Origin of the sequence: Shewanella mangrovi (assembly GCF_000753795.1) — a bacterium.
Classification (GTDB): domain Bacteria; phylum Pseudomonadota; class Gammaproteobacteria; order Enterobacterales; family Shewanellaceae; genus Shewanella; species Shewanella mangrovi.
This window is the reverse complement of record NZ_JPEO01000018.1, coordinates 39,415-57,075: the sequence shown is the minus strand read 5'-3', so window position 1 is coordinate 57,075 and position 17,661 is coordinate 39,415. Positions and strand designations below refer to the sequence as shown.

Annotated in this window: 19 protein-coding genes; 1 reads left to right on the top strand and 18 read right to left on the bottom strand. The window is 49.5% G+C overall.

The features are described from left to right. Positions 1–17 precede the first annotated feature (17 nt). The 6 genes from rlmH to leuS all read right to left on the bottom strand — a co-directional run bounded on the left by rlmH (position 18) and on the right by leuS (position 5,658). Entirely contained in the window at positions 18–488 is a 471-nt protein-coding gene (gene rlmH / locus HR45_RS16200) for a 23S rRNA (pseudouridine(1915)-N(3))-methyltransferase RlmH (RefSeq protein WP_037445045.1), read from the bottom strand. Positions 489–494: 6 nt separating this feature from the next. After that, positions 495–818: a ribosome silencing factor gene (rsfS, locus tag HR45_RS16195; RefSeq protein WP_037445043.1), complete on the bottom strand. Its 324-nt coding sequence runs from the start codon at positions 816–818 to the stop codon at positions 495–497. 61 nt (positions 819–879) lie between these two features. Beyond that, a complete protein-coding gene (gene nadD, locus HR45_RS16190) occupies positions 880–1,527 on the bottom strand; it encodes a nicotinate-nucleotide adenylyltransferase (protein ID WP_037445040.1) in 648 nt (215 codons plus the stop codon). Continuing rightward, entirely contained in the window at positions 1,527–2,558 is a 1,032-nt protein-coding gene (gene holA / locus HR45_RS16185; RefSeq protein ID WP_037445038.1) for a DNA polymerase III subunit delta, read from the bottom strand. Before holA ends, nadD begins: the two co-directional genes overlap by 1 nt. Continuing rightward, complete coding sequence (locus HR45_RS16180) at positions 2,558–3,052, bottom strand: LPS-assembly lipoprotein LptE (protein WP_037445134.1); 495 nt, start codon at positions 3,050–3,052, stop codon at positions 2,558–2,560. Before HR45_RS16180 ends, holA begins: the two co-directional genes overlap by 1 nt. A gap of 26 nt (positions 3,053–3,078) precedes the next feature. Beyond that, a complete protein-coding gene (leuS, locus tag HR45_RS16175; RefSeq protein WP_037445036.1) occupies positions 3,079–5,658 on the bottom strand; it encodes a leucine--tRNA ligase in 2,580 nt (859 codons plus the stop codon). 119 nt (positions 5,659–5,777) lie between these two features. Here leuS and HR45_RS16170 point away from each other — a divergent pair, with 119 nt between their 5' ends. Beyond that, complete coding sequence (locus HR45_RS16170) at positions 5,778–6,278, top strand: zinc ribbon-containing protein (protein ID WP_037445033.1); 501 nt, start codon at positions 5,778–5,780, stop codon at positions 6,276–6,278. A 90-nt stretch (positions 6,279–6,368) separates the two neighbouring features. Here the strand turns inward: HR45_RS16170 and HR45_RS16165 are convergent, their stop codons facing one another. From HR45_RS16165 to HR45_RS16110, 12 genes are all read right to left on the bottom strand, one after another. Further along, positions 6,369–6,875 carry a type II secretion system protein gene (locus HR45_RS16165; RefSeq protein ID WP_037445031.1) on the bottom strand — a complete coding sequence of 169 codons (507 nt, stop codon included), beginning with the start codon at positions 6,873–6,875 and terminating at the stop codon, positions 6,369–6,371. A 128-nt stretch (positions 6,876–7,003) separates the two neighbouring features. Next, positions 7,004–7,660: a tetratricopeptide repeat protein gene (locus HR45_RS16160; RefSeq protein WP_037445029.1), complete on the bottom strand. Its 657-nt coding sequence runs from the start codon at positions 7,658–7,660 to the stop codon at positions 7,004–7,006. Next, complete coding sequence (locus tag HR45_RS16155) at positions 7,647–8,513, bottom strand: SDR family oxidoreductase (RefSeq protein ID WP_241461148.1); 867 nt, start codon at positions 8,511–8,513, stop codon at positions 7,647–7,649. The genes HR45_RS16160 and HR45_RS16155 overlap by 14 nt, the downstream gene beginning before the upstream one ends. Continuing rightward, positions 8,485–9,183, bottom strand: coding sequence for an iron-containing redox enzyme family protein (locus tag HR45_RS16150; RefSeq protein WP_037445022.1), 699 nt, complete (start codon positions 9,181–9,183; stop codon positions 8,485–8,487). The genes HR45_RS16155 and HR45_RS16150 overlap by 29 nt, the downstream gene beginning before the upstream one ends. A gap of 14 nt (positions 9,184–9,197) precedes the next feature. Then, a complete protein-coding gene (locus tag HR45_RS16145) occupies positions 9,198–10,679 on the bottom strand; it encodes an AMP-binding protein (protein ID WP_037445021.1) in 1,482 nt (493 codons plus the stop codon). Beyond that, positions 10,666–11,406 carry a thermostable hemolysin gene (locus HR45_RS16140; RefSeq protein WP_052074801.1) on the bottom strand — a complete coding sequence of 247 codons (741 nt, stop codon included), beginning with the start codon at positions 11,404–11,406 and terminating at the stop codon, positions 10,666–10,668. The genes HR45_RS16145 and HR45_RS16140 overlap by 14 nt, the downstream gene beginning before the upstream one ends. 115 nt (positions 11,407–11,521) lie before the next feature. Then, positions 11,522–13,009, bottom strand: coding sequence for an apolipoprotein N-acyltransferase (lnt, locus tag HR45_RS16135; RefSeq protein WP_052074806.1), 1,488 nt, complete (start codon positions 13,007–13,009; stop codon positions 11,522–11,524). 50 nt (positions 13,010–13,059) lie between these two features. Further along, a complete protein-coding gene (corC, locus tag HR45_RS16130) occupies positions 13,060–13,938 on the bottom strand; it encodes a CNNM family magnesium/cobalt transport protein CorC (RefSeq protein ID WP_037445019.1) in 879 nt (292 codons plus the stop codon). A gap of 29 nt (positions 13,939–13,967) precedes the next feature. Continuing rightward, positions 13,968–14,429, bottom strand: a complete 462-nt coding sequence (gene ybeY / locus HR45_RS16125; RefSeq protein WP_037445018.1) for an rRNA maturation RNase YbeY — start codon at positions 14,427–14,429, stop codon at positions 13,968–13,970. Then, positions 14,419–15,477 carry a PhoH family protein gene (locus HR45_RS16120; RefSeq protein ID WP_037445016.1) on the bottom strand — a complete coding sequence of 353 codons (1,059 nt, stop codon included), beginning with the start codon at positions 15,475–15,477 and terminating at the stop codon, positions 14,419–14,421. Before HR45_RS16120 ends, ybeY begins: the two co-directional genes overlap by 11 nt. Before the next feature lie 123 nt (positions 15,478–15,600). After that, positions 15,601–17,025, bottom strand: a complete 1,425-nt coding sequence (gene miaB / locus HR45_RS16115) for a tRNA (N6-isopentenyl adenosine(37)-C2)-methylthiotransferase MiaB (protein WP_037445126.1) — start codon at positions 17,023–17,025, stop codon at positions 15,601–15,603. A 147-nt stretch (positions 17,026–17,172) separates the two neighbouring features. Further along, complete coding sequence (locus HR45_RS16110) at positions 17,173–17,502, bottom strand: hypothetical protein (protein WP_037445014.1); 330 nt, start codon at positions 17,500–17,502, stop codon at positions 17,173–17,175. Positions 17,503–17,661: the final 159 nt, after the last annotated feature.

The window sequence follows — 17,661 nt, the reverse complement described above, 5'->3', positions numbered from 1 at the left end:
TTGTTGCGAAAACGAGGTTATTCCCGGTGGTAGGGATGATTATTGTTAATGCTCCACGCGCGGTAGAGGCTTTCTGCTACCACCACCCGTACCAAGGGATGGGGCAGCGTTAACGCAGATAAACACCAGCTTTGCGCCGCCGCTTGTTTGCACGCAGGTGCTAATCCTTCCGGCCCGCCAATCAGCAGACTGACATCGCGACCATCAAGCTGCCACTTCTCTAGATTGCTGGCCAGCTCAGGAGTGGTCCAGTTTTTACCGGGAAGATCGAGTGAGACGATATGATTGCCCTTGGCTACCGCCGCTAGCATCGCTTCGCCTTCTTTTTGCAGAATGCGCGCGATATCGGCGTTTTTACCCCGTTTGCCCGCCGGGATCTCAATCAACTCAAATGGCATATCACGCGGAAAACGGCGCTGATATTCTTCAAATCCGCGAGTGACCCAGTCGGGCATTTTGGTGCCAACGGCAATCAATTGCAGTTTCATAAGCGCTTAAATTTCTGACCAGAGTTTTTCAAGTTGATATTGCTCGCGTGTTGCATCTTGCATTACATGTACAATCACATCACCAAGGTCTACCAGTACCCATTCGTTACTGTCACGACCTTCAACCCCTAAAGGTTCGACGCCCGCCGTTTTAGCTTCGCGTACTAAGTTATCGGCAATCGCGCGTAAATGGGTGTTAGAAGTACCGGTACAAATCACCATAAAATCGGTAACGTTGGATTTTTCACGTACGTCCAAGACCACAATATCTTTCGCTTTAATATCTTCAACTTTGTCTACAACAAAGGCTTTTAGTTCCGTGCTTTGCACGTGCAGTTCCTCATTCGTCGGTTATTTGGGCGCGCTAGTATAGCGGCAAATAGTGTTCGTATCAGCTTTGATATAACTGCTGCTGTAAAATGAAATCGAGTACGGCTGCGGGGACTGCTTGCTGGCAGGCATTAATATCGCCTACCTCTAGCGCGTGCCGCAATTGGGTTGAGGCGTAAGGTTGCAGCTCAATATCGAGCTGAACAATATCGCCACTTCGCACTGTTGCATGCTGTTGCAGGTGTTGCTCCCCGCTAATATGGCGCCGTTGCCATTGTGGCCACACCGGATTGTCCTGCGTAAGTTGCCAGCCATCACGACCACAGATCACCAAATGACATAACGCAAACAGCTGTTGCCATTGATGCCAGGTGGATAGCGTCACTAAGGAGTCGGTGCCCATAATAAAATAGAAGTTATCTTGTGGGCGGGTGCTGATAAGTTGTTCCAGCGTCACCACACTATAGGAGGGAACATCACGCTTAAGCTCAATATCGCAAATCGAAAAGGCTGGAAATTCCTGTTGAGCTAATGCCAACATTTGCAGTCGCTGCTCGACCGTGGCGCTGGCAGCGGCTTTATGTGGCGGAATGCGATTGGGCATTAACCACAGTTCATCAAGCTTAAGTTGTTGTCGCACCGCTTCAGCAGGACGCAGATGACCATAATGAACTGGATCGAAAGTGCCGCCAAAAATACCTATCCGCATTAGTTCAATCCAAAGGTTTTCAATTGTGCGTGCGTGTCGGCGTCGAACAGTAAACACAGATGGCTAACACCGGTCCAATCTTCAAGACCTTGTTGCTTGAGCCTGAGTTCTAAGCTGGAGCATAACGACAGCATTTCTTCAATCGCCTCAAGTGATAAACGCGATAATGCCGCTTGATACAACGGCTGACGTTTATCCCAGATACGTAATTTGCTGTAGATTGGCGTGAGTGGTTGCCGTGCGTTCGCTGCTGATTGTAACTGCCACAGAATTGTTAACTCTTTTTGCAGCGCCCAATGAATGATGGGCATGGCGGTATCTTCGGCTTTGAGCTGCACCAGAATGTGCTGTGCTTTCTCTTGGCGATTTTCCAACAAAGCGTCAACCAGTTGGAATACGTTAAAGCGCGACTGATCTTCGAAATACTGCGTCAGTTCGGCAGCGCTAATTGGCCTAGTGGCTGCTAAAAGTTGTAGCAGTTGCAAGGCTTGGTCAGCGGCTAACAGGTTGCCTTCGTAGAGATTCATCAACATCGCTCGTGCGTCGGCTTGTAGGTTAAGTCGATAGAACTGGACGCGGCCATCGAGCCAGCGCTGAAATTGCGCAGTTTCAGGCGTGGTGCAGGGCACAAAAATTCCGTCTTTATCCAGCGCCTTAAACCATTTACTCGACTGCTGTTCACGCGCTAATTTAGCGCCAGTGATGATCAGCAACACATCGTGGTTTTGGCTGTTGAGCAGTTGTTGCAGCATAGCGCTGCCTTCAGTGCCCGGTTTGGCTTGAGGTAGATGCAGTTCGATAATGCGGCGACTGGCGAACAAGCTCATGGCATTCCACTCATTGGCGAGCTCTTGCCAGCTAAAGCTGTTGTCCTGTTCCAGTTGAATACGCTCTTCAAATCCTTGTGCGCGTGCGGCAGCAATAAGTTGCTCTTTGGCGTGATTTAACAACCATGGGTCGTCGCCAAAGAGCAGATAGCAAGGTTTGAGCGTGTTGAGTTGGCGATGGAGTTGATCCGGATAAACCCGCATCAGTTAACCTCAGTAGAAGCCAACGTCTGAATAATATAATCGGCGGCCTGCGCCCGCATCTCTTTTACCAGCAAGTTCATCTCACGACTTTTTGCCAGCGCGGTACGCGGGTCGTCCTGATAATCACGACGAATTTCGGTGCTGAATTTCTGTGCTTCTTTATTCGGCAGCGCCACACTGAAGTCAACGTGATAAATCAGCTCATATTCGGCCACATTACCGGTTGAATAGAGTGACAGCGTTGAACGTTCCAGCGAATCTTTAATCAGCGTCAGGCGCGGTAACGTCTTGCTGACGGGCTGCACATCAATATTGTGCAAACGTAAGCGATCGCGCACTAAGCGGCTAAGCTCGCTGTATTGATCCTGAGTTTGCAGGCTCAATACCCGCAGTTCTTTTGGAATCGAATAGCTGCCTTGCAAATGAAAGCCGCAGCCAGCACTGGTGAGCATCACCAGTGCCAGAAAGCAGGCTGTCAGAGGCTTCAAACGCATCATAGTTTTCAGCATGAAATCCCTTATCAGTTGGCAACGATATTGAGCAGTTTGCCAGGTACAAAAATCACTTTGCGTACAGTGACGCCTTCAACATATTTTTGCACTTGCTCATCAGCCATTGCCAGAGCTTCAACTTGCTCTTTGGTGGCATCGGCCGCTACGGTGATTTTAGCACGCAGTTTGCCGTTTACTTGCACCACAATGAGTTTGCTATCTTCCACCAAGGCGCTTTCATCAACTTCCGGCCATGCCGCAGTTTCAATCGCATCGGTGTTGCCCAACTCAGACCACAGCACTGAACTCAGGTGTGGCGTGATTGGGTACAGCAAACGCACCACAGCCGTCAGTGCTTCAACCAACAGGGCTTTATCTTGCTCGCTGGTTTGTGGTGCTTTTTGCAGGTGGTTCATCAGCTCCATTACCGCAGCCACCGCAGTATTGAACATCTGGCGGCGACCGATATCATCAGTCACTTTGGCGATGGTTTTGTGCAGTTCGCGACGCAGGGCTTTTTGATCGGCATTCAGCGCTTTCACATCCAGCGCTGGCACTTCGCCAGCTTCGCTCAATTCAAAGGCCAGTTTCCACAGACGTTTGATAAAGCGGTGTGCGCCTTCAACGCCTGATTCTTGCCATTCCAGCGTCATTTCTGGTGGTGCAGCAAACATCATAAACAGACGTACGGTGTCAGCGCCGTACTTCTCTACCATCAGTTGCGGGTCGATACCGTTGTTTTTCGATTTCGACATCTTGCTCATGCCGGTGTAAACCAGTTCATGACCTTGGCTGTCTACCGCTTTCACGATACGGCCTTTGTCGTCACGTTCTTCAACGGTGACATCCAGCGGTGAAACCCAAACGCGGGCGCCTTTGTCGTCGGTGTAGTAGAAGGCATCAGCCAGTACCATACCTTGGGTCAACAGACGTTTTGCTGGCTCATTAGAGTTAACCAAACCGGCATCACGCAGCAGTTTGTGGAAGAAGCGGAAGTACAACAAGTGCATACAGGCGTGTTCGATACCGCCGATATACTGATCCACTGGCAGCCAGTAGTTGGCTTTGCTTGGGTCCAGCATTTGATCCGCTTGAGGTGAACAGTAACGGGCGTAGTACCAGCTTGATTCCATAAAGGTATCGAAGGTGTCGGTTTCACGCAGTGCTGGCTGACCATTTACAGTCGTTTGCGCCCACGCTTTGTCAGCTTTGATTGGGCTTTGTACGCCGTCCATCACCACATCTTCTGGCAGGATCACTGGCAGTTGATCTTCGGGTGTTGGCATTACGGTGCCGTCTTCTAAGGTCACCATTGGAATAGGTGCGCCCCAGTAACGTTGGCGGCTTACGCCCCAGTCACGCAGACGGTAGTTCACTTGGCGTTTGCCTTTGCCTTCTGCTTCGAGTTTGTTGGCGATGCCATCAAACGCTTCGGCAAATGCTAGGCCAGAGAATTCGGCTGAATCAAACAGTACGCCTTTGTCGGTGTAAGCTTCGTTTGATACGTCCGCTTCGCCGTCAGCTGGTTTGATAACCGCTTTGATATCTAAACCGTATTTAGTGGCAAATTCGTAGTCACGTTGATCGTGCGCCGGCACAGACATTACCGCGCCAGTACCGTAGTTCATCAGTACGAAGTTAGCCGCCCATACCGGAACTTTGGCGCCAGTCAGTGGGTGAATCGCATACAGACCAGTGGCAACACCTTTTTTCTCCATGGTGGCCAGCTCAGCTTCAGACGCTTTGCTTTGTTTGCATTCTTCAACAAATGCAGCTAGCTCAGGATTGGTTTCAGCAGCTTTCAGTGCCAGTGGGTGCGCCGCAGCAATCGCCACGTAAGTCACGCCGTAAACAGTATCTGGACGAGTAGTGTAGATATCGAAGGTTTCATCGCTACCGTCTACTGCGAAGGTCATTTCCACACCTTCTGAACGACCAATCCAGTTGCGTTGCATGGTTTTCACCTGCTCCGGCCAACCTTCAAGGGTATCGATATCGTTCAGCAGTTCTTCGGCATAATCGGTGATTTTTACAAACCACTGCGGAATTTCTTTCTGCTCAACCTTGGTATCACAGCGCCAGCAGCAACCGTCTTGAACCTGTTCGTTAGCCAGTACAGTTTGGTCGTTTGGACACCAGTTCACTGAAGAGGTCTTTTTGTAAACCAAGCCTTTTTCATACAGCTTAGTGAAAAACCACTGTTCCCAACGGTAGTACTCTGGCGTACAGGTGGCGATTTCACGGCTCCAGTCGTAGCCAAACCCCAGCATTTTCAGCTGGTTTTTCATGTAATCGATATTTTCGTAAGTCCATGGCGCAGGCGCAGAGGCATTCTTGATAGCCGCGTTTTCTGCTGGCAGACCAAAGGCATCCCAACCAACTGGTTGCAGGACATTTTTTCCTTGTAAACGCTGGAAACGCGCTACTACATCACCTATCGTGTAGTTACGGACGTGTCCCATATGCAGGCGGCCGGACGGATAAGGGAACATAGAGAGACAGTAGAATTTTTCTTTATTTGGGTCTTCTGTCACTTCAAAGGTTTTGTGTTCAGCCCAATCTTGTTGAACACGGGCTTCAATTTCTGAAGGATTATATTGTTCTTGCATCAGGATTCTCGGCTTTGCCGCCCATAAATTGTCATTTGCGCATAGGGGCGCTTTCAAATCCGCATAGGATAAACCAGAAGTGAGTCTTTAACAAAGACCGGAGTTAAGGAGTCGTGGTCATGAACGAGAAAAGTGAAAAATTACTGACACTCTATCAGTCATTGATGGACAAAGTGGCAGAGCAATATCGTGATGACAGCTCATTGAGTATTAATGCGCTTTATGAGGCAATCACCCACAGTCGAGAATATCTGGCGTTGAAACGCAAGGCATCTGAGGAAGAACTCGCCTTGGTCGAAGGGTTCTTGAAGCGAGATATCGACAGTTTTATCAAGCAGAAGATGCAAACCGATATGAGTTATAGCCCCAGTGTTATTGGCCTTGAAAACTCGTTGTGGCATTGGTTGGGGGAAATTAGTGATCGCAGCCAGGTGGAATGGCATGAGTTGTCGCAACAGTTTAAGCAGGCGGGTGTCTACCATACTGGCGATGTGGTAAGCCAAGGCCAGTTGCGCTGTTCTAAATGCGGCCACAGTATGAGCATTGAATTTACGGGGATTATTCCCGAATGTCCTAATTGCGATAATCGTGAGTTTACCCGCGAAGCGTTATTACCTTAGCGATTGTTGTGTAAAGCACGGCCAACAAAAAAACGCAGCACTTGGCTGCGTTTTTTTGTTGGGGTTGGCGACACTGATGAACGTAATTATCTAACAGCCACTATTTTCAATGCTGTAAACTGGCGGTGTTGTACTATCTGCCGCCTGCGTGTAGAGAAAATAGCACTGATCATCGTTAACATTGCTGTCGCCGTTGAGGTCATAGCCGATATAGAGATTGTCACTATTTTCTTCCTGATGGGCTAGCTTATCTTCATCAATATCAAGCCGTTGTAGCACATCAGTATTATCCAGATAGCCGTTCTTCAGTCGCGTTTCAAAGCTGCCGTTACCATCTAAATCAACATCCAGTAAATCACTGCGATTAGCCACCGCTTGAGTCGTAAAACTGGGCATTTGTGATTTGGCAAACACCTGCATATTGGCCGATTTGACCGCTGCCTGCATCTGCCTGAGTACCATAGAGCGAGCATCACTGCTCATATTGACAAATTTAGGTGCGGCTATCACCGCTAAAATACCTAAAATAATGATCACCACGACCAACTCGATAAGAGTAAACCCGCCTGACCGTCCTTTTGCTGGGAGAGTTTTCATATAAAAAAGACAAACCTATGATTAACGCAATATTGCCTGAGCCAACGGCGGGCGATTATTACCTAATAACCTAGATTTGTCTTTTGATATTTAAGCTTTTTTTATAAAAATCTGACGGTTGACACGCTTCATTGTTTAAGATGTTTTTCGACATCGGCCATAGCGGTCTCAATCTCCTGCCGCCGTCCCGCATCTGCTACCTCACGACCTACTCGTGGTGCTGCGGCTAATGCCTTTTGGTAATACTGTTTAGCTTGCTGATACTTGTCATCATCGCGCAAAAACTCAGCGTAGAAGTAGTTGCTGTCGATACCATCTGGGTTAAGCGTTAACGCTTTTTGCAGCAGCTCTTGTGCCTTGTCATCATCGCCAAAGCCAATTGGCCAGCCTGGTACTTTAAAATAGAGCACCCCTAAGCTGGTATAGGCCGAACCGTGCAGCGCTTCAGGATTGATTTTTAACGCCTGCTCGAAGTCCTTTTTCGCGATTTTTGCATACTTAAGTGCACTTAGTCCGCCAGTGACGCCAGCAAACGTCGAGTTGATAATGCCATGCCAGATGAGAATGTTGGCGTCATCCGTATGGCTTTTCAACGTCTCATCAGCGGTTTTCAGCAGCGACTCAAATGCTTTTTCTTGCGCATCGCCTTTAAGTTGGTAGTTATTCTCTGCCCACAGCTGCTGTAATTGGGTTAGGGGTGAACTGTTGTCAGTGTTCTCCGCGGCATAACTGACCGTAGAGCAGGCCAGTAGCAGCGTAGCCAAAATAGGATTAAGAAGCTTCATGTTGCTCTCCTGCATGGGGTGTTGTAGTTGTCTCGACATGACAAAAACGTTTAATAATCGGGAGTTGTTTAAGGCTGGCACCATCTACCAGCGCGGGGAACAGTGCATTAATTCGTACAAAAAGTTTTTCTGGCCAGCCCAGATAAGCCGCGCCTTGTGGCGCGTTGGCCAAGCGCTGGCATAACTGCTGCGCCACCCATTGCGGGGTATCTGTGTTGTTTCCCAACTGCTGATTGAGTTGCTGCATCTCCTCGCTGTTAATCTCAGTGTCAGTAGCGCGCGGCGCAAAGTAGAGCACCTTAACTTGGCTGTCGGCTAACTCGCGTCGCAGTGACTCGGTAAAACCGCGTAAGCCAAATTTACTGGCGCAGTAAAGGGTTGAGCCAGGATAGCCGATGCTGCCGAGAATCGAGCCTACGTTGATAATGTTGGCACTTGGCTGACTGAGCAACTGCGGCAGCAGAGTCCGGCAGATATTGATCGGCGTCAGCAGATTGGTATTGATAGTGTGTAATACATCGGTGTCACTCGTCTGCGCCAAAGTTTGTAACTGATTGACACCCAAACAGTTAATCACGCCGTTGGCGTTAAACTCTGCTGCGGCGAGGCTTAGCAGCGTCAGACTGGCGCTATCGTTAAGATCGCCAATAAACAGTTGAGGATCACCGTCCAGTTCGCTGGCTAATTTGGTGAGCTTACGTTGGTTACGACCACATAGCAGTAGTGTTGCCCCTGCTGCTGCCAGCGCTTTTGCAATGGCGGCGCCAATGCCACCACTTGCACCTGTGATCACAAAGCGTTGCTGAGTTAACGTCATCTCTACCTCAAACTGCATGGGCCAGTGAATGGTCATCACGTGTTAATAGGTGTGCCTGTGTTGCATCGAGTTCGCGGAACAGATTGCCATACAAGCGATAAAAATTATTGGCGGCATGGATAATCAATTGCTGCTCTTGCTCGTCGTTAATTTGGTTCATTAAACCTTCAAAAAATTGAATATGTTGCTTATCCAGCTCACCATGTGAAGTCAGGTAACTGAAGGCCTTATTCGGTAGGCCAAGCGTTGCTTGGATACGACCCGCCGCAAGGGTGGCAATGTTGATACTGGTGCCTTCCAATACATTCACCATGCCGAAAAATCCTAGCGGACTGATGCGGTTCACCATGTCATAGGCGTATGCCACCATCATCTCGGTACTAAAGTTAGGTGTGCTGCGGCGCGCTTTTTCTTTGTCAAAACCACAGGCAGCGATGTCATTTAGGATCCACTCCTGATGGCCTTGTTCCTCCTCGATATACTCTGCGATGGCAGCCCGCAGCCATTCTTTGCTTTCAGGCAGACGTGCGCCTGTGGCCATTAGCAATGGCGAAGTGTGTTTGACGTGATGATATGCCTGTTGCAGGAAGGCTACGTATTCATTGAGACTAATATCGGCGCTCAAACAACGCTGAATAATAGGGGCGCTTAGCAGGTAGTTGCGTGCATCGGCGGTGGCTTGTTGCAGCTGTTGATAAAAGGTCATAGGCACCTCGGTAATTAACTGAATGCGGATTCAGCGTGAAAAAGCGTGGCAATCTCGTCGGCAAACGCCGCCATAATGGCATCACGTTTTAAGCGACCATTGGCCGTGGTAAATGGTAAGAGTTGCGCGTCGCTGAGCCTGAGCCAACGCCACACCTGAGCGTAGTCAGGGAGTTGGCGATTCACCCGCGCCATCAGATTGGCCAGTTGTGGTTCGTCGACTTGCGCACTGGTGGTTACAATTGCGGCGAGATAAGGTTCAGCATCGCCGATGACCATACATTGATTGAGGACCGGCTCTGCCAGCAGTGCTGATTCCACCCACTCTGGACTGATATTTCTGCCAAATGAGGAGATAAGCAGGTGCTTGCGGCGACCATTAATGGTGAGCCAGCCTTGGTTGAGCGTGCCAAGATCGCCGGTGAAAATTTTGTTTGGGTACCAGCTCTGAGGCTCTCCAGCGTACCCCAAGTGGCATGCGCCACTGACTACGACTTCTCCCTCAACTATCTCTACTTGGCAGTGAGGGAGTATGCGCCCGGCGGCGCCCGGCTGTTGCTGATGTGGCGTATTGAGCGCTACTACGGAGCCGCATTCGGAGAGACCGTAGCCCTCGAATACCGGCAATCCCAGTGAATGTGCCGTTTGCAGCAGTTTTTTGTCCACCTTGCCGCCGCCCACAGCGACGAACCGCAAGCTCGCGGGTGGTTGCCAGCCATGCAGACAGGCGCCTACCAGCAGGCGTAATAACTGCGGGATCAAAATCAAACTATTGGGTTGCTGCTGACTGATGAACTGCAACAAGGCTGTTGCATCCAGTTTTGAGCTACCTTGCATGCCTCGCTGCTGTTCAGTCGGAATGACAACCGTCCCTCCGCACAATAGCGGGCTATAGATTCCTGCAATATTCTCCAGCAGGGTACTGAGTGGCAGCAGGGCAAGATGCCGAGGTGCTTCAATGGCGATCACTTGCGCCAGTGAAGCGGCGACTTGCCATTGATGTTCATTGGTCAGACATACCCCTTTGGGCTGTCCGGTTGAGCCTGAGGTAAAGGTGATTTTGTCAGTCCCTAGCGGCAGTTGCACTAAACTTGCCCGTAACGCAAAGGCAAAAAAGCGGCAATCTGCGAGGCGTACATTGGCGTCACTTTGTAATAATGACGCATCAAGCTGCTGGACTAAATGCGGATCTTCAGTCAGCAATAATTCACAACCCGCTTGCTTGATGCAGGCATTAATCTGACCTTGGCTGAAAAATGCTGGGAGCGGCAGCAGGGTAATGTTGCACTGCTGGCAGGCGAGGTCGACCAGCACCCAATCAATACTGTTTCCGCCAAACAGTGCGATACTCTTCACCTGCAGAGCAACTAGGGCGTTAGCAAGTCGCTGTATTTTATCGAATAACGCGGCATAGCTGAGTTGTTGTTGCCCATCGCTTAACGCGATTTGGTCTTTATACTGGTTCGCAACATCGTGTAATCGTTCAAACAGCGTCATGATCACCTCGATACGACAAGGCCAAATGCGGTGAGACGCGACGGACGATTTTGGCAATATCCGCTAACAAAGGTTGCTGTAAGCGGCGCAAGCGTGCGCTGTTGTTAATGACCTCAATGGCATTGCCGATACTGCCCACCATGACCTGTGGTTGATTGAGATAATAGTTACCCCAGTCATCACTGTGCTCGGCGAGTAGATTGGGATCGGCGCTGCAGATTGCAATTGGATCAAATCCCAGCAATCTCATCAGTCGTTGTACTTGACTGGTGGCGGTAAACACCATCCATTCAAACTGGCAGCTATGTAATAGTGTCGCCAATGCCACCATTAAACTCGGGCCATAAGCCTTATGATTAACCGCCAAATTGCCGACTTCGACTAAACGGAGTCTGTCTACGGGTTGTTTAAAATGGGTTGCCACTAACTGCTCAATTGGCTGCGGCAGATACTGTTCGAGAAATAGCGGCGTGGCTGAACCGGGACGAAGTCCAAACGCTGCCATTATTCGGTGCTGAGGCGATAGCAAAGACAACAGCAATGGCATAAAACTTTGAATATTGGCTTGGTGCACCAACTGGAATTGCTGGGTAATAAACTGTTCAACCGCGCTGCGCTGCGACTGCTGCGGAAAGCTGAGGTGAAATAATACGTTTTCGGCAACCTCTTCGTTACGGCTGAACGAAGTCGATATTGACGGATAGCAGTTACTTGAACGCTGACTCATAAAGCAACTCCGTTGTGATACATCTCACATTAAAGCTAGGAATCCAAGCTTAAGAATTGCTTACGAGTCAGTATATTAGTGAAAGGTTTTATTTAATTTACTGATTTTTATAGGGTTAAATTTTCATCTTTTTACGAACCAGCGCCAATAACAACAGCAAAGTTGTAAGCAGCAATATCGGCCATTGGCCGAAACGATTAAATAGCGTCATACCTTTTACCAACGCCACTTTGCTCGTCAGTACACCCGCTTCAAACTGCGGCAATTTATCGGTGATATTGCCGTGTTCATCGACCACTGCGGTGGCGCCATTGTTGGTGCCGCGTAACAGCGGACGACCTAATTCAACCGCGCGCATCTGCGCTATCTGCATATGCTGTAGCGGGCCGTTAGATTCTCCAAACCAAGCGTCGTTTGACACAGTTAACAGCATGTCGGTGTTGTTATTGACGTTTTCCCTGAGCTGCTCAGGAAAGGCGATTTCATAGCAAATCGCTGGCGCAAGCGTATAGCCTGCGGCGTGCAGATTATCTTGATGATATTGGCCTTCGCTGAACGATGACATCGGCAGATTGAAAAAGGGCGCTAGCGGGCGTAGCAGCGATTGGAAGGGAACAAACTCCCCAATCGGCAACAGATGATGTTTGCGATAGCGGTTATTATCGTTGAGCTGATAGTCGCCAGCGCTTTGCTGCTGTTGGCGCGCATTCCCCAACACGATGAGCGAGTTATAGAAATCGCCATGTTCGTAACTGATAACGCCGCTGACAATCGCCGTATTATTGAGATTCGCCGCACGATTAGCATTGTCCAAAAACTCTTGAGTGTCTTGCTCTAGTGCGGGGACGGCGGCTTCTGGCCAGATGACTAAGTCTGTGTCTGCAAAATGTGGTCGGGTCAGATCCATATATTTCAGCAAGGTTGGCCACAAGGCTTCGGGATGCCACTTCATGCTTTGAGGAATATTGCCCTGCACTAAGGCCACATTCACGGTTTTTCCGGTGCGTTTTACCGGGTTGTAATGTGGGGCGGCGTATAGACCAACACTTAAAATTAGCAGCCAAATCGGCAGTGTAAAAAAGCGTTTTAAGGCAATGAGCGTCACTGCACCAGCCACACTTATCACAATAAAACTGATTCCCAGAGTCCCGATGTCGGCCGCTAAAGGACGTAGAGGCCCTTCGGTTTGACTATAACCGAGCCACAACCAAGGAAAACCGGTCAGTACCCAGCCTCGTGCCCATTCCGCAAGTACCCACAGTGCTGGGAATAATAAACACAGATTCCACAATGAGGCTTTGGGACTTTTTAGTTTGCTGTAACACCAGCCTGCTAACGCTGGGAACAGCGCTAGATAGCCGCTCAATAACGCCATCAGCAGTACCGCGACCACGATTGGGAGCTCGCCGTAACGCACCATGCTGACATGTACCCAACTGATGCCAGTGGCGAAGCTACCAAACGCAAACCACCACCAAAGCTTAGTCGTCGACAGCGGCAGCTTCTCGCCACACCATAAGGCGGCGGCTAGGGCTAATGGTAATACGGGCCAAATATTGTATGGAGCAAAGGAGAGGACGGTTAACGCGCCGATGATAAACATCAGCGCGTAACATAGCGCGGTTTTAGCGCGAGAAAAGGAGTGGGACGGCACTATTCATTACTACTTTCTGATTCTTCCTGATCGGGAAGTTTAACCCGTAATTGGATCAGACGGCGAGTATCGGCGATGATCACTTTGAATTCATAGCCGCCAATGGTGATTTTTTCGTTGCGTTCCGGTAAGCGCCCAAAGGCGTGACTCACCAAACCACCGACGGTGTCGAACTCTTCATCACTGAAATTACAGCCGAAGTGATCGTTAAAATCATCAATAGCGGTAAGCGCCTTCACCATAAATACGCGGCCACCGACTTTTCGAATATCAGGCTCATTTTCTGAGTCATGATCGAATTCATCTTCGATATCGCCCACAATCTCTTCGAGAATGTCTTCAATGGTCACCAGACCCGATACACCGCCGTATTCATCGACCACAATCGCCATGTGATAACGTTGCGAGCGAAACTCTTTTAGCAACACATCAACGCGCTTACTCTCCGGCACGACTACCGCTGGGCGGATCACTTGCTCAAGCGAGAAAGGTTCGTCGCCGTTGTTGAAGCCATAAGGGATCAGATCTTTGGCCAGCAAAATGCCTTCGATATGGTCTTTGTCTTCGTTAACGACAGGAAAACGTGAATGTGCAGAAGAGATGACGGTGTTGAGGATTTCATCCACACCATCTGTATATTGAATGGCTACAATTTGCGAACGTGGGATCATGATATCCCGTACGCGTAAATCCGAGACTTCCAGAACACCTTTGATCATCTCGCTGGTGTCTTCGGTAATGAGGTCGCGCTGTTCAGCGTCTTGGATGACCCCAACCAGTTCTTCACGATTCTGGGGTTCGCCCTGAAACAGCTGGCTAACTAAATCAAACCAACCCTTCTTTTGGGCGCTCGTACTCGGGGGGATGTCGTCACTCATAGTGGTTCCTGTGTCTGACTAGCAGACAACTATTGCTCCTTGTAGGGGTCTGTAAAACCGAGGCTTTCAATAAGTTGGGTCTCAATTGACTCCATTTCTTCAGCCTCGTCATCTTCAATATGATCATAACCTAGCAGATGCAGGCAACCATGCACAACCATATGTGCCCAGTGTGCTTGCAACGGTTTGTTCTGTTCGGCGGCTTCACGCTCAACCACCGGGACACAAATTACTAAGTCGCCAAGCAGCGGTAGCTCGATACCGGGAGGTGCTTCAAACGGAAACGACAGCACATTGGTCGGCTTATCTTTGCCGCGATATTCATGGTTGAGCTGTTGGCTTTCCGCTTCATCAACTAAACGGATGGTCATCTCAGCGACCGGCATAGCGTTGCCAATGGCGAGTGTGGCCCAGCGCTCGAAATCAGCTTGTTGCGGTAGGTTATCGGCCTCAGTGGCAATTTGTAAATCTAAATCGAGCTCAAGACTCATGGTGGCTGGTTTCCATTGCCGATTGCTGCTGTTCACGTGCTCTTTCGCGGGCAGCTTTTGCGGCTTGTTCAAGTTGATCGTGTTTTTCGTAGGCTTCGACAATTCTTGCCACTACCGGATGGCGCACGACATCCTTGGATTGGAAGAAGTTAAAGCTAATTTCGTCGACATCGGCCAGCACTTCAATGCTATGACGCAGCCCCGATTTTACGTGTTTGGGCAAGTCGATCTGGGTGATGTCACCGGTGATCACTGCTTTGGAATTAAAACCGATACGGGTGAGGAACATCTTCATCTGTTCCACCGTCGTGTTTTGGCTTTCATCCAAAATAATAAAGGCATCATTGAGCGTCCGGCCGCGCATGTACGCCAGCGGCGCAATCTCAATCACGCTTTTTTCGATTAGGCGTTCAACCTTCTCAAAACCGAGCATTTCAAACAGCGCGTCATACAGCGGGCGTAGATACGGGTCGACTTTCTGGCTCAAGTCACCCGGCAAAAAGCCGAGCTTTTCACCCGCTTCAACCGCAGGGCGGGTCAACAGAATACGGCGCACTTCCTGACGTTCCAGCGCATCGACTGCGGCGGCAACCGCCAGATAGGTTTTACCGGTACCGGCCGGGCCAATACCGAAGGTAATGTCGTGACGGACAATATTGGCCACATACAGCGTTTGGTTAGGATTGCGCGGCTTAATCACCCCTTTACGGGTTTTAATAAAGTGTTCTTTGGGCTGATCGCTTTCATCGTCCGCTTCAATAGATACCGCTTCTTGAATGGCAATATGCACTTGCTCGGGTTCAAGATCGGGTGTGCTGCCTTTGACTGGCGCAGTCTCAACATAGAGGGTTTTCAGCAGATTGCTGGCCGTTAAGCAGCCCTGCGCTTGCCCTACGATGCGGAAGTGATTGTTGCGATAGCTGATTTCGACGCCGATACGGCGTTCGAGTTGTTTGATGTTGTCATCAAAAGGACCACAGAGAGATGCCAGGCGGCGAGTGTCTGCCGGTTCCAAATAGAGGTCCATTGCAGTCAGTTTGTTGGACAAAAATAACTCCGAAAATTACTACAAGGTAAAAAATCAGTTTACGAGCCTACGGCGCGAATTGCTAATGAAAAAGTGTGTCGCAAAAAGTTGAAAGGCGACTTGCGCCGCCTTTTATTGAGTTGCTTATGGCGTGTAGGTGCCTACACCCAGCGTATCTTCTTTTTGATGCTTGGCAACGATATCGACTGGCCGTAGATTTTTACGCAGATCCATCTCATCTTCACCACGCACAAATTTGCCGCGCAATGAGTTGGTGTACACGTCCATAATCTCCACATCGACAAACTTGCCAATATGGTGTGGTTGGCCTTCAAAGTTCACCACGCGGTTGTTTTCAGTACGGCCGCGCAGCTCCATTGGGTTTTTCACCGATGGGCCTTCAACCAAAATGCGTTGTACTGTGCCGAGCATTTGGCGGCTGTAACGCATTGCTTGGTGAGTAATGGTGTCTTGCAGACGTGCCAAACGCTGCTTTTTCTCTTCCAAATCCACATCATCTGGTAAGTCAGCCGCTGGCGTGCCAGGGCGTGCGCTGTAGATAAAGCTGAAGCTATGGTCGAAGTTGATCTCTTCAATCAGCTTCATGGTGTCTTCAAAGTCTTGCGCTGTTTCACCAGGGAAACCCACAATGAAGTCCGAGCTGATTTGAATCTCAGGGCGTGCTTTACGCAGACGACGAATAATCGATTTGTATTCAATCGCCATATGGTTACGCTTCATCTGCGTCAGAATGCGGTCTGAGCCAGATTGCACTGGCAAGTGCAGGAAGCTCACCAACTCCGGCGTATCTTCATAGACATCAATGATGTCTTGAGTGAATTCAATCGGGTGACTGGTGGTAAAACGCAGACGGTCGATACCATCAATTGCCGCAATAAAACGCAGCAATTCGGCAAAGCTACAGATCTCGCCATCGTGCTTAGCACCGCGATACGCGTTCACGTTCTGGCCGAGCAGGTTGACTTCGCGTACACCTTGTTCTGCCAGTTGCGCCACTTCCAAAATCACATCATCCAGTGGACGGCTGACTTCTTCACCGCGCGTGTATGGCACTACGCAGAATGAACAGTATTTACTGCAGCCTTCCATGATAGACACAAATGCTGTTGGGCCTTCAGCACGCGGCTCAGGCAGACGGTCAAACTTCTCGATTTCCGGGAAGCTCACGTCGATAACAGCTTTTTCACCGCTTTGCACTTGATTGATCATCTCGGGCAAACGGTGCAGGGTTTGTGGGCCAAATACGATATCAACGCATTGGGCACGTTCTTTAATGGCTTTCCCTTCTTGCGAAGCGACACAACCACCCACGCCAATGATCAGATCGGGATTTTTGTCCTTGAGGTTTTTCCAGCGCCCGAGCTGATGAAACACTTTCTCCTGCGCCTTTTCACGAATCGAGCAAGTGTTCAGCAACAGAACGTCAGCTTCTTCCGCCTCGTCTGTCAGACTGTAGCCTTGAAATTCGTTTAACAGGTCGGCCATCTTTGCTGAGTCATACTCATTCATCTGACAGCCCCAGGTTTTAATATGGAGTTTTTTACTCATCAGTTTTGCCGCGCTCTCACATACCACATAGGAAAAATAGCGCGCCATTTTACCTGCGAAGGCGGCAGCATGCCAATAGTCAGTATCGAATCCGTCAAAAATTACCGGCAGCTGGGGGCTGTCGGTAATTGAAAGGGTAGCAGTAAGCTAGTGATGTACATCGTCATTATCGAGATGAGTAGGCAGCGAAAGGTTAGCGGCAATATCGATAGGCTGGAGGGTATCTTCGTGGAAGCTCTGGGCCATTTGCTGTGTCTGCAGGCGAGCGTCGTCGACAATTAATTGCTGACGCGCCGCATGAAAACCACTAATGCTTTCAGTCAAATGTTGATTTACGGCATAATGCAGCGATGCTTGGTAGGTTACAGTAATCACTTCCATTTCACCTTTTGGCGTTGCTGCCCAAAGTGACGATGATATTAAGGCGCTAGCGCCCACAAAAGCTGCAACATAAAACGATTTAATTCGAGTAGCCATGGCGTTCTCCTCTGTCATGAGTGTGAAGCCCTGTAATGCACGTATCAGGTACAACCAATATGACGCTGACACTTGGGTGAATGGTTTAAAAGGTTGCGAATCACATTGCAGTTTTTATCGATAATACGTCTCATAAAGTTTACTCAGACTGATGCTGCT